At 53.9% G+C, this 12,162-nt stretch carries 15 protein-coding genes; 11 read left to right on the forward strand and 4 right to left on the reverse strand.

Going from position 1 to position 12,162, the window contains the following annotated elements; translation table 11 throughout:
* The first annotated feature begins 196 nt into the window (after positions 1 to 196).
* The 5 genes from lgt to KP626_RS01325 are packed head-to-tail and all read left to right on the forward strand — an operon-like array spanning position 197 to position 4,450.
* Positions 197 to 1,042 carry a prolipoprotein diacylglyceryl transferase gene (gene lgt, locus KP626_RS01305; protein ID WP_395977590.1) on the forward strand — a complete coding sequence of 282 codons (846 nt, stop codon included), beginning with the start codon at positions 197 to 199 and terminating at the stop codon, positions 1,040 to 1,042.
* A 35-nt stretch (positions 1,043 to 1,077) separates the two neighbouring features.
* Complete coding sequence (locus KP626_RS01310) at positions 1,078 to 2,523, forward strand: nicotinate phosphoribosyltransferase (RefSeq protein WP_395977592.1); 1,446 nt, start codon at positions 1,078 to 1,080, stop codon at positions 2,521 to 2,523.
* Between the two features lies 1 nt (position 2,524).
* Complete coding sequence (locus tag KP626_RS01315; RefSeq protein WP_395977594.1) at positions 2,525 to 3,097, forward strand: hypothetical protein; 573 nt, start codon at positions 2,525 to 2,527, stop codon at positions 3,095 to 3,097.
* A 1-nt stretch (position 3,098) separates the two neighbouring features.
* Complete coding sequence (gene sfsA, locus KP626_RS01320) at positions 3,099 to 3,827, forward strand: DNA/RNA nuclease SfsA (protein ID WP_395977596.1); 729 nt, start codon at positions 3,099 to 3,101, stop codon at positions 3,825 to 3,827.
* Complete coding sequence (locus tag KP626_RS01325; RefSeq protein ID WP_395977598.1) at positions 3,824 to 4,450, forward strand: flavodoxin family protein; 627 nt, start codon at positions 3,824 to 3,826, stop codon at positions 4,448 to 4,450. Before sfsA ends, KP626_RS01325 begins: the two co-directional genes overlap by 4 nt.
* Before the next feature lie 80 nt (positions 4,451 to 4,530).
* Here KP626_RS01325 and KP626_RS01330 read toward each other — a convergent pair whose 3' ends face one another.
* Positions 4,531 to 5,514, reverse strand: a complete 984-nt coding sequence (locus KP626_RS01330; protein ID WP_395977600.1) for a Gfo/Idh/MocA family protein — start codon at positions 5,512 to 5,514, stop codon at positions 4,531 to 4,533.
* A 23-nt stretch (positions 5,515 to 5,537) separates the two neighbouring features.
* Positions 5,538 to 6,503, reverse strand: coding sequence for a D-2-hydroxyacid dehydrogenase (locus KP626_RS01335; protein ID WP_395977602.1), 966 nt, complete (start codon positions 6,501 to 6,503; stop codon positions 5,538 to 5,540).
* Between the two features lie 229 nt (positions 6,504 to 6,732).
* Here KP626_RS01335 and KP626_RS01340 point away from each other — a divergent pair, with 229 nt between their 5' ends.
* Entirely contained in the window at positions 6,733 to 7,299 is a 567-nt protein-coding gene (locus KP626_RS01340; protein ID WP_395977604.1) for a YbjQ family protein, read from the forward strand.
* 38 nt (positions 7,300 to 7,337) lie between these two features.
* Here KP626_RS01340 and groL read toward each other — a convergent pair whose 3' ends face one another.
* A complete protein-coding gene (gene groL / locus KP626_RS01345; RefSeq protein WP_395977606.1) occupies positions 7,338 to 8,960 on the reverse strand; it encodes a chaperonin GroEL in 1,623 nt (540 codons plus the stop codon).
* 14 nt (positions 8,961 to 8,974) lie between these two features.
* Positions 8,975 to 9,262 (reverse strand): co-chaperone GroES, encoded by a 288-nt coding sequence (locus tag KP626_RS01350; RefSeq protein WP_395977608.1) that lies wholly within the window; start codon positions 9,260 to 9,262, stop codon positions 8,975 to 8,977.
* A gap of 287 nt (positions 9,263 to 9,549) precedes the next feature.
* Here KP626_RS01350 and KP626_RS01355 point away from each other — a divergent pair, with 287 nt between their 5' ends.
* The 5 genes from KP626_RS01355 to KP626_RS01375 all read left to right on the forward strand — a co-directional run bounded on the left by KP626_RS01355 (position 9,550) and on the right by KP626_RS01375 (position 12,144).
* A complete protein-coding gene (locus KP626_RS01355; protein WP_395977610.1) occupies positions 9,550 to 9,801 on the forward strand; it encodes a kinase to dihydroxyacetone kinase in 252 nt (83 codons plus the stop codon).
* Between the two features lie 50 nt (positions 9,802 to 9,851).
* Positions 9,852 to 10,307 (forward strand): deoxycytidylate deaminase, encoded by a 456-nt coding sequence (locus tag KP626_RS01360; protein WP_395977612.1) that lies wholly within the window; start codon positions 9,852 to 9,854, stop codon positions 10,305 to 10,307.
* Positions 10,308 to 10,441: 134 nt separating this feature from the next.
* The gene (locus KP626_RS01365) at positions 10,442 to 11,293 is read left to right on the forward strand and encodes an SPOR domain-containing protein (RefSeq protein WP_395977614.1); all 852 of its coding nucleotides are present in this window, start codon (positions 10,442 to 10,444) and stop codon (positions 11,291 to 11,293) included.
* Positions 11,294 to 11,351: 58 nt separating this feature from the next.
* Complete coding sequence (locus KP626_RS01370) at positions 11,352 to 11,723, forward strand: DRTGG domain-containing protein (protein WP_395977616.1); 372 nt, start codon at positions 11,352 to 11,354, stop codon at positions 11,721 to 11,723.
* Positions 11,716 to 12,144, forward strand: a complete 429-nt coding sequence (locus KP626_RS01375) for an ATP-binding protein (protein WP_395977618.1) — start codon at positions 11,716 to 11,718, stop codon at positions 12,142 to 12,144. Before KP626_RS01370 ends, KP626_RS01375 begins: the two co-directional genes overlap by 8 nt.
* Positions 12,145 to 12,162 lie beyond the last annotated feature (18 nt).

A 12,162-nucleotide genomic window follows, 5' to 3' on the forward strand; every position in this document is an offset into this window, starting at 1 on the left:
CTGAACTTCCCCTCTCAGTCTTGGCGAGGTTCGCCAATCGCTGCCATCAGTATAACATGGAACGGGCAGGAGACAAGCCATCCTCTTTCCATAATAGAATTGATGGACCACTCTCCACGATTGACACCCAATTTCCTTGGGGACTATAATAAAACGATTGCAAAAAATACCGGAAAAGAGAGAATGTTGGAATAAGATGGATAGCAATATCGCTTTTACCATATTTGGCGTCCATATCTATTGGTATAGCCTGATTATCATGAGTGGGGTTCTCCTGGGATTTTGGATTTCCACCAGATTGACCCGAAGACGGGGGTATAACAGCAATCTCATCATGGATGTGCTGCTGCTGGGTATTCCTTTGGGAATCATCGGGGCCCGGCTGTACTTTGTAGCGTTTTCCTGGGATATGTTCAAAAATAATCTGGATCAGATTTTTACCCTTCAAATGGAGGGGTTGGCCATCTATGGCGCTGTCATTGGCGGTCTTTTGGCCGTGTTTATCCTATCTAAATGGAAGAAGATCAGTTTCTGGGATGTAACCGATGCCGCCGTACCCTCTTTGATCCTGGCCCAAGCTCTGGGGCGGTGGGGAAACTTTTTTAACCAGGAGGTCTATGGCGCGGCATTGACCAGCGTTGGAGGACAGGTGGGGAGCCATCTTGCCCTGTTTCCGCCGGCGGTGTTCATCGATGCCACCCAAACCTGGCATGTGGCTTTGTTCCTATATGAATCGGTGTTTAACCTATGCATTTTTGGGGTTTTACTGGCTTTTTACCTAAAAAAGCCCAATTATCGCGGTTGTACCACCTGGCTGTATTTTACCCTTTATTGCTTGGTGCGAGCCATTTTGGAGGGAATGCGGCTGCCGGAATATATCCTGTATTTCCTGGGGATTCCCGTATCCCAGCTGGTCAGCGGGATCATGTGCGTCATCGCCTTTATCTGCTTCTGGCGGGCGTACCGAAAGGGAGGATATGCTGCGAAAGAGATCCCCAGCAGCTATCGCTTAAAGCCGGCGGCTGATGGGGAAGAGGCATAATAAAGACTTCATTTTAACCGATGGGAGATAGAAAAATGGAACGTAATTTGACTATGATGACCGACCTATACCAGCTTACCATGATGTATGGCTACTACAAGAACAACATGACGGGCGAAGCGGTATTTGACCTTTTTTACCGTAAGCCAACCGACAACATCTCCTACGCCATTATGGCGGGGCTGGAGCAGGCGGTCGAGTACATTCAAAACCTGGGATTTACCGACGAGGACATCGAGTACCTGCGCTCCCTATCCCTTTTCGACGAAGGCTTCTTGAAGATGCTTCGGGATTTCAAGTTCACGGGGGATATCTATGCGATTAAAGAGGGACGTCCGGTGTTTCCCGGGGAACCGTTGCTGCGGGTAAAAGCGCCCATTATGGAGGCGCAGCTGGTGGAGACCACGCTCTTAACCATTGTCAACCATCAGACGCTTATCGCAACCAAGGCCAACCGCATCTGCCAAGCCGCGGGGAGCGGGGATGTGGTGATGGAGTTTGGGTTGCGTCGGGCCCAGGGGCCGGATGCCGGCATCTATGGCGCTCGAGCGGCGATCATCGGCGGATGTGTGGGTACCAGCAATGTATTGACCGGCAAGCTGTATGAGATTCCCGTTAAGGGCACGCACAGCCATAGCTGGGTTATGAGCTTCCCCACTGAAATAGACGCTTTTAGAGCCTATGCCGATGCTTTTCCGGATGCCTGCTTACTGCTGGTGGATACCTATGATACCCTCAACAGCGGTATGCCCAATGCCATTACCGTATTTCAGGAACTGCGGTCCCGGGGGCATGAGCCCCTTGGCATCCGTCTGGACTCCGGGGATTTGGCCTATTTGAGCAAACAGTGCCGCCAGATGTTGGATGACGCGGGGTTCCCCAACGCCAAGATCACTGCCTCTGGGGATTTGGATGAGACGCTGATTGCCGATCTGATCCACCAGGGGGCTAGAATCGATAATTGGGGCGTAGGCACCAAGCTGATCACCAGCGAGGACGCTCCCTCCTTGGGCGGCGTGTATAAGATGTCCGCTATGGAGGAGGATGGGGTGCTGGTGCCGAAAATCAAGGTGTCTGACAACCCTGCTAAAGTGACCAATCCCGGTTATAAAAAGGTAGTTCGTATTTACAATAAGCACAAGCATCGCGCCCTTGCGGATCTCATTATGCTAGAGGATGAGGTCATCGATACCACCAAGCCCTTGACCATCTTTGATCCCAACGCTACCTGGAAGCGGATGACCATCACCTCCTTTGAATTGGAGGAGCTGTTGATACCGGTGTTCTTGCGGGGGAAATTGGTCTATGACCTTCCCAGCCTCAGCGAAATCAAGGAGTTCGCCGAGCAGCAGATGGAGACCCTTTGGGATGAATACACCCGTCCGCGGAACCCCCAAATTTATAAGGTGGATCTCTCCCAGAAGCTCTATGATCTCAAGGGCGAAATGATTGCAAAGTTCCGCCCATCCGCCGAGGTATAAGATGAGGAAAAAACGGTTTCGTACCGCGCTGTTCGGCTATAACAAACGAGAGGTAGAGGCCCATGTCCTGACCATGGAGATGGAGATGCAAAAGCGCTCCGACGTGGAGGACCGCCTGGAGACCCTGGCTAAGGAGAACGTAAACCTGGCGGTGGAGCTAAAGATTGCCCGCTCGGGATTTGTGGACGCCGCTGAATTGATGCAGGCGGCCAATGATAAGGTCCGGGATCTGGAGGGAGAACTGAAACAGAGCCAGGAGCGGATGAGCGAGCTATCCCTGAAGTTGGAGGAAGCGCTGGCAGCACAGCCTCAGGATCCTGCTACCGTGGAACTGATGGAGTTGCTTAACCGACAAATTGAGGCCTTGGGAGGAGAGAGCTTATCCATCCTCCGCAAGGTATTGGGGGATGCGGATCTTTTGCGCAGAGCAGCGGAGGGAGAACCGGTTCAAGGTGGAGAGGAAATGGGCTTTCGGTTTCCGGAGGGCTTTAGCCGGGAGTTGGAAACCCAGGTGGACAGCGCTCGGAGCTTGATGCACAAGATCTATCTTCTGCGGCAGCAGGAGTCGGAATAAAATGGAGTATCGGCAGGTGGTGGCGGGGAAGTTCCTTCGCCGCCCCAATCGTTTTGTGGCCTTTTGTGCGGTGGAAGGGCAGGAGGTTAAGTGCCATGTGCCCAATACCGGACGCTGTCGTGAACTCCTAATTCCTGGCCGAAGGGTTTATCTGGCGGTTTCGGACAATCCCAACCGGGCAACCAGGTATTCCTTGGTCGCGGTGGATAAGGAAGGGCTGCTGGTGAACATGGATTCCGGTGCCCCCAACCGCGCGGTGGAGGAGACAATCCTAAGCCTTGCGCTACCAGGGATGGCGCCTTTGGCAGGTTATCGGAGGGAGGCTCGGTTCCGTCAGAGCAGATTCGATTTTTTTCTGTGGGATGAAGCGGGTAGAGAAGCATATCTTGAGGTTAAGGGCGTTACCTTGTTTGAAGGCGCCGCCGCTCGGTTTCCCGATGCGCCCACAGAGCGGGGAATCCGTCATATCCATGAGCTGATGGCAGCCAGGGAAGAAGGTTATCAGGCCTATTTGCTCTTTGTAGTCCAAGCGCGGGGACTGGAGTACGTTGCGCCCAATGATCCGGGTGGCACGGAGTTTGGGGACGCGCTTCGCTTGGGCGTGGCCCATGGCGTTGTTCCGCTAGCCTATGACTGCACCGTTGCACCCCAGGGCATGTGGCTTCACGAACCCCTTCCTGTGTGCTTGATAGAAAGGGATTTGAATCTAGAAGGAGGTTGTGAACATTGAAAGTAGTTGCAGTAAACGGAAGTCCTAGATTCCAGGGAAACACCTATACGGCTATTCGTATGATGACCGATGTGCTGGAGAGCCAGGGAATTGAGACGGAAATCCTCCAGCTGGGCAATCAGCCCATCAGCGGCTGCACCGTATGCGGCGGTTGCCGGAAAGATCCGGAGGGGATGTGCGTGCTGCCGGGGGATCACCTTCGGGATTATGTGAAAAAGATGCTGGAAGCGGATGGCATTATTCTAGGGTCTCCGGTGTATTACGGTGCCATTGCCGGCGGGATGAAGTGCTTTTTGGATCGCGCGTTCTATGCGAGCGCCGGTCAGTTCCGACATAAGGTGGGATATGCGGTTACCGCCGTGCGCCGGGCGGGAGGAGTTGCTGCTTTCCAGCAGCTCTGCAGCTATTTCAACCTTGCAGAAATGATCATTGCGCCCACTACCTATTGGGGAATTGGTTATGGAGCTTTGCCTGGCCAGGTTCAGCAGGATACCGAAGGCGAGGATACTATGAGGTTAGCTGCCATGAATATGGCATGGCTCCTTCGCATGCAGGAAACCACTCGGGATTCCCTCCCTGCCCCTCAAAGAATTGATAAACGGGGAATGAATTTTATTCGTTAAGAAATACCCTCCAGGGCTGCTGCTCTGGAGGGTATGTTTTTTGTTGCTTCCATGAGCCGATGGAATGTCTCCGTTTTTAATCAACGGGCATCATCGGCAGGGAAATGGATTCCTGTTTGCTGCCGGGCTTCCTCCATGACAGCGGCTTCGTCCAGGGATGCTTGGTCGGATTTTGCTGTATCCAGTCGGCCTGCGATGGCGTCCAAAAATGCTCTTACCTGGTGATACATGCCGTCCTCTTCCTGGGGAATGGGCAAGGGCTCCTGGGTGCCATCATTGTATTGGATGTAGGATCCGGCTAAGCGGGTAATATGGGGCATGATGATGGAACCTTTCTCGCCCTGGATTTCACTGGGGAGGGCCGAGTTGACAATCTTGCTGTATAGCGCCACTCCCTGCTTGTCGCGGTAGTTCAATATCACCGTTCCCGCGCCCTCAAATCCGGTATGAAGAAGGGTACTGGTCGCCGTTACGGAATCCGGCATGCCCAGAAGTTTTACCATCGGATGGATGCAGTATACGCCGATATCCATCAAAGCGCTATTGGAGAGTTCGGTACGGAAGGCATTTAGCAGAGTGCCATTCTTGTAGGCGTCATACCGGGAGGAGTACTTACAATAGATCGCCACCATCCGGCGCACGGCGCCGATCTTATGAAGGTTGTTTCGGATGATCTCATACCCTGGCTGATAGACGTTTCGGATGGCTTCCATGAAGATCAGGCCATGGGATTTTGCGGTATCCACCATGGCCCGTACCTCCCGCAGATTGGAACCGGCAGGTTTTTCCACCAGGACATGTTTGCCTCCTGACAGCATGGTTAAGGCCTGGGGTGCGTGAACGTAGTTGGTGCTGCCGATATAGATGGCGTCCACCTGGGGGCAGGCGGCCAACTCTTTCAGACTGTCAAAAAGCAGAGGAGCTCCATAGGCTTGGTTGAATGCCTGCGCCTTTTCTACGGAACGAGAGTAAACGGCTTGTAGTCGAAATTCCGGATGCTTCGCAGCCGCGGATAGAAATTCATGGGTGATGATGTTGGTTCCGATGGTGGCAAACCGTACCATGTTGTTACGCCTCCTTGGTTGGTCTAACGGGATGCCCGGTAGCCGGTGGAACGATCCACACCCTGGATGGGTTCCCCGGCAAGATAGCGGCGGAAGTTTTCAGCGCAGATATCAAAGAGACGCGCCTTGGATTCCGCGGTGCTGCCACCGGTATTATGGGGGGTGATGGTTAGGTTTTCAAAATCCCAAAGGGGATGATCCGGGGGCAAAGGTTCTGGATCGGTAACGTCCAGGGCAGCGCCGCCCATGGGTCCGTTTTTCAAGGCTGCCATAAGATCATCGGTGACTACGGCACTCCCGCGCCCCACATTGATCAGAAGGGAATCCGGCGCCATAAGCGCCAAGCGCCGGCCGTCCATGATCCCGGTGGTCGCTGGGGTGTTGGGAAGGGAGAGCGCGACGACATTGGCGCGAGGAATCTGCGCATCCAGGTGCTCCATGGAATAGAGTTCGTCAAAGCAATCGGGCTTGTCGTTGGGGCCGGAGGTCCGCCGGATCCCGATGGTATGGCTGCCCAGAGCCTTCATGCGCCGGGCGTAGTTCCCGCCAATGTCCCCAGCGCCTACCACCAAAATGGTGGCGCTTTCCGCCGACTGGCTTCGGCCAAGGTTGTTCCAGAGATGAGCCTTTTGCTGGTCCCGGTAAAAATGGAGCTTTCGGAAGTGCATGAGGGTTACGGCAACCATGTATTCCCCGATGCTGGGACCATAGGTGCCGGTGGCGTTGGCCAAAATGATACGTTCGCTTAAAACGCCATCCTTAACATAGTTTTCACATCCTGCGCTGGATAGCTGTAGGAATTCCAGATTTTCCGAGCCCTTTACCGCTTCACTGCTTGGATTGCCGATGATCGCCTGAGCCCATCGAACTTCCTCCAACGACACTTCCTCCCGGCTGGAAAACCGAAATTCCCCCTGGGGATCTAGATCCATCAGATCTTTTTTCTGTTTATCGGTAACGGGGAGGAGCACTAACACGCGTTTTGCCATTTCACATCCATCCTTTCCAATTGTTAAGGGTAATTTTGGAAAATTTCTATCTTCATTGTAACTGATCCTTTCAGGCTATGCAAAGTGTAAAAATTTGTATAACATATAGTAGATGTTGTAAAGATGCAATATGGAAAGGGTGGAACCGATTATTATGCAAAGCTGCTGTATCTGTGGAAACGTGATTCGGGACAGCGGGACGAAGATCATCAGAGAGGCGCCCCAGTATGTGGTTTGTAAATCATGTGTGCGCCCACTGAAAACCCTGATGGATCCTGAGGCTGCCAGTGAACGCTTTGAAAACGCCATGGGAAACTTGAAGGAACGCGCAATGGAAACGCTGGAGCCGGAGGTAAAAGCTCTTTTAAAACAAAGATTTCAAACGGCTCGCGAGATCATCGCGCAAAGGGAAGCCGAGCACCTTAACCGGCTGGACTATGCAAAAAAGATACTGGAGGAGTATCGCAATAACCGCTTCTTAATGACAACGGGATTTGAGTTTCAGGGATACCGTATTTTACAATATCACAAGGTGGTCTGTGCGGAAGTCGTCCTTGGCACGGGATTTTTCAGCGAATACTTAGCCGGCTGGTCCGATACGATGGGGGAGAAGAGCGGGGCTTTTTCCAACAAAATGCGGGAAGCACGGGAAGAGGTTATGGCAGACTTGGTGAAAGAGTGCGGTATTCTTGGAGGAAACGGGATCATAGGAATCGCTTTCAACTATGCTATGTTTGCCAATAACATGATTGGCGTTGTAGCTTCTGGAACCGCGGTTACAGTTGAAAAGGCGTAAGAAAAAGGCCCGGCATTTGCCGGGCCTTTTTTAGCCTCTTAATACATCATATCGGGATTGCCGGCGGCGACGGGAGCCGGAGGCTCGGGGATATCGCAAACCAGGCTTTCGGTGGTGAGAAGCATCGCGGCGATGCTGGAGGCGTTCTGCAGGGCAGAGCGGGCAACCTTGGTGGGATCCAGTACGCCGATATCAGCCATCATGCAGTACTCGTCGCTATAAGCGTTGTAACCGTAGCCGACCTTGCCCTCGCGGAGGATCTTCTCCACAACCACGGAGCCCTCTACGCCGGCATTGGTAGCGATCTGGCGAATCGGCTCTTCCATGGCGCGGGCTACGATCATCATGCCGGTGCGCTTGTCACCCTCCTCTTTTTCAGCGGCGGTTTTCACGGCGCCGATAGTGGACAGAAGGGCGGTACCGCCGCCAGGAACGATGCCCTCTTCCACGGCGGCGCGGGTGGCGTTAAGCGCATCCTCGATGCGAAGCTTGGCTTCCTTCATCTCCACCTCGGTAGCGGCGCCCACCTGGATGACGGCCACGCCGCCAGACAGTTTGGCGAGCCGCTCCTGGAGCTTCTCGATGTCATACTCGGAGATGGTATCCTCAATGGTAGCCTTGATGGACCGGCAACGAGCGTCGATTTCCTCGGGGGAACCAGCGCCATCCACGATGGTGGTGTTCTCCTTGTCGACCTTTACCTGACGAGCCTCGCCCAGCATGGAAAGATCAGCTTCCTTGAGATCCATGCCCAGCTCGTCGCTGATGACAACACCGCCAGTCAGGGTGGCGATATCGCCCAGGATGGCCTTCCTCCGATCGCCAAAGCCAGGAGCCTTTACGGCAACGCAGGTGAAGGCGCCACGGAGCTTGTTGACCACCAAAGCGGCCAGGGCTTCGCCATCCACATCCTCGGCGATGATCAGAAGTTTCCGGCCCTGCTGTGCGACCTTCTCCAGAATGGGAAGAATGTCGGCCAGCATGCTGATCTTCTTCTCGGTGATGAGGATCAGGGGGTTATCCAGAACGGCCTCCATCTTATCGGTATCGGTGACCATGTAAGCGGAAAGGAAGCCGCGGTCAAACTGCATGCCTTCCACGAAGTTGAGCTCGGTCTTCATGGTCCGGGACTCTTCCACGGTGATGACGCCGTCGTTGCCCACTTTCTCCATAGCGTCGGCGATCAATTCGCCGATGGATTCATCCCCAGCGGAGATGGCGGCCACGTTGGCGATGGATTTCCGGCCCTCGATGGGGTTGCTGATGCCACGAAGGGAATCCACAGCCACTTCCACGGCGGACTCGATACCCCGTTTAATCAGCATGGGGTTGGCGCCGGCGGCTACGTTCTTAAGGCCCTCCCGGATCATGGCCTGAGCCAGCACGGTAGCGGTGGTGGTGCCGTCGCCAGCCACATCGTTGGTCTTGGTGGCCACTTCCTTCACCAGCTGGGCGCCCATGTTCTCAAAGGGATCTTCCAAAGAAATCTCCTTTGCGATGGTCACGCCGTCGTTGGTGATGAGGGGAGCGCCGTACTGCTTCTCCAAAACCACGTTGCGGCCCTTGGGTCCAAGGGTGATTTTAACGGTATCGGCCAGGGCGTTTACGCCGCGCTCCAGGGAACGGCGGGCTTCCTCGCCATATTTCAGCTGTTTTGCCATGATAAACTACCTCCTTAATTCTCGACGATGCCGATGATGTCGCTCTGACGGACCAGGATCAGGTCCTCATTCTCAAACTTGATATCGGTGCCGGCGTAGCGGCGATAGATCACCTCATCGCCCTCTTTGACGCACATCACGATTTCCTTGCCGTCCACATTGCCGCCAGGGCCCGCGGCGATGACGGTGCCAAACATGGGCTTTTCCTTAGCGGTGTCGGGGATGATGATCCCGCCAACGCTCTTTCTTTCCTGGTCCTTGGCTTTGAGCAAAACCATGTCACCAATGGGTTTGATTTTCATGTTGGATCCTCCTTGTAAATAAGATGCTTTTGATGTCTAAACTGGGTGTTAGCACTCGTCGAGATCGAGTGCTAACACCATTTAATATAGTCAAATCTACCAAAATAGGCAAATCGGTTTATGCATAAAATTACTGAAATCAGCCCAATTATCCATTGTTTTGATTTAAAATCTTTTGTTATCTATTGTTTTCGCTTATTTTCTTTGATTAAAGCTGATATGCAAAGTGCAGCACGATTCCTATAATATTGAATAGGACATGGCGTCCGGAAAGGAAAGGTGGATCCATGCTGGAATTCAAATATGACGTGCAGATGCTGCTTGAGGGAAAAGGCTTGGACGAGGACCAGATCAACGCTTATTTTCGGGAGAATCTCGAAGGAGACAGCCTTCTTGCGGTGGGCGATGATACGCTGATCAAAATCCATTTTCATACCAACGAGCCCTGGGATGTTTTGGCGTATTGCGCTTCACTGGGGGAGATCTATGATATTGTTGTAGAGGATATGGATCGGCAGTCCAGGGGGCTTCAAGGATAAGGCTTCTGAGGGAACTCTCTGGCGCCAACAGAATCGGAGGAATATGACCAATGGAATTTACAAAATGGGATCATCGTTTTATGGAGATGGCAAAGCTTGTGGCCACCTGGTCCTCCTGCTTTAAGCAGGATCGAAAGGTGGGGGCGGTTATCGTTCGGGACAAGCGCGTTTTGACCACCGGCTATAATGGCGCTCCTGCCAATACCCCTACCTGTATGGAAAAGGGAGAGTGCTTGCGGCAAAAACTGGGGATTGAGAGCGGTACCCGGCAGGAGATCTGCTATGCAATTCACGCGGAACAAAACGCGATCATCCAGGCGGCTAAGATTGGAGTTAGCATCGAGGGAGCCACTCTTTATTGCACCCACCAGCCCTGTGTCATCTGCGCTAAGATGATCGTCAATAGCGGCATCCGGCGAGTGATCTATGGAGAAGGATATCCGGATGATTTTTCCCTGGAGTTTTTCAAGGTATCGGGAGTGGAATTAATCCGATACCACGGTTGATGTCAGAACCGTCTCGTTTAAATGCGCCGCCCTGCGGGGCGGCTTTTTTGATGCCGCTTTTTGTGTAGCTGTCATAGCCATCCTTCCATGCTCATAGAGTAAGAGAGAAACCGAGGAAGGGGGGGAAAGGGTTGATGAAGCGAAAAAAACGGCCCATGGGGCGGGGATACGTCAGGGGAACGGGTCTGAAAAGCGCCCGAAGCGCCCTTGCGACCCTTTTGCTGGCGGCGCTGTTGTTCTTTACAGCCGCGGGCTTTACCGGATCGTTTCTGGCAAAAAACGTAGTAGTGCCCGTCATGGGCTTTTTGGGGGTATACGAGATGCCGTCGCCCAGCCCTGGGGGTGGGGCAGCCGCGTTGCCCGAGGGAGAGACGGTGGCCGTCACTCTGCCGGGATATAGCGTTCATTATCTACAGACCGGCGCCTATGGGGTGGAAGCCAACGCCGCAGAGGCTGCGGGCCGGGTGGTCAAAGTGGGGGGAGCGGGATATACGCTGAAAGATGGCAGCACGATCCGGGTGATTCTTCAGGCCTACACCGATGAAGAGTCAGCCAAAAGCGTGCAGGCTCGTCTGCGTGAGGAGCAGGAGATGGATTCCAGCGTCTTCAGCGAAAGCAAACCGGAAACCACCGTAAACGTACAGGGGGAGGAGCCCCAGAAAGAAGCTATGGATGCGGCGGTATCCGCCATCCTGGAAGGCCAGGCGCTTTTGAACCAGGCGGTTCTGGCTGATGATGAGGATGCCGCCCGGGAAGGACTCGCTCAGGGGATGGAGAAGCTTGTCGCTGCACGCCAGGCCCTGGAGGAGGGGTTTGGCACCCCGGAGGATGGAACTCCGCCTGGGAAGCTGTATACCTATCTAAATGATTGTATCCTTCAGTGCCAAGGTGCCGACAAGGAATCGGGTACGGTCTTTCTAAGCAAGCTGCGGTATGCTCAGGTGATGTTATATCACGGATACGGTACATTTTTGTCCTCCCTATGATTGCGGGGGAAAGCATGTTATAATAAGTAACAAATATTGACATGGGAGCGTGGCGTTCATGACCTTAAGGGAGATTCAATCCTGCCTAGAGGCCCAGGTTTGCTGTTGCGAGGATTCCCTGGATCGCAAGGTTTGCAGCGGCTGCGGAGCCGACCTAATGAGCGATGTACTGGCCTTCGTCAAAGACGATACCCTTCTGCTATCCGGCATGAACAACACCCATGTGGTGCGGACCGCCGAGATGTTGGACGTGCCCTGCATCGTTATGGTTCGGGGGAAGGTGCCCCACGAGGACGTGTTGGAGATGGCCCGGGAGGCGGGGGTGGTCATCATGTATACCCAGCTTTCCATGTTTACTGCTTGCGGTATTCTCTACGAAAAAGGGCTCCGGGGCTGCGCTCCGGCGGAATCCGGGGGAAGCCATGGATAATCACATTTTTTCTGGGTGCTTTCCCATCGAAAAGGGGGATTTTGTCCGGGCGGGGGAGGCCAGCAGCGCCATTAAGCGCACCCTTCGGCAGCTGGGCGTCAGCAGTAGCATTATGCGGCGAGTGGCGGTAGCAGCCTATGAGGCGGAGATGAACCTCATCATTCATAGCCTGGGAGGCCAGATGGAGTTCCAGGTATCCCAGGACGGGGTATTGCTGGTATCCCGAGATGTGGGGCCGGGCATTCCCGACATCTCCATGGCCATGAAGGAGGGCTATTCCACCGCCAGTGAGGAGATTCGTATGATGGGCTTTGGCGCCGGTATGGGCCTACCCAATATGCAGCGCAACTGCGACCGTTTTGATATTCAAAGCAGGATGGGGGAGGGGACCGTCATCTCCATGGAGTTTAAGCTTCAGTAGGGAAATAGGGTGCCTCTT

It is taken from the genome of Christensenella sp. MSJ-20, assembly GCF_044357945.1.
In the GTDB taxonomy this organism is placed as follows: Bacteria; Bacillota; Clostridia; order Christensenellales; family QAND01; genus QAND01.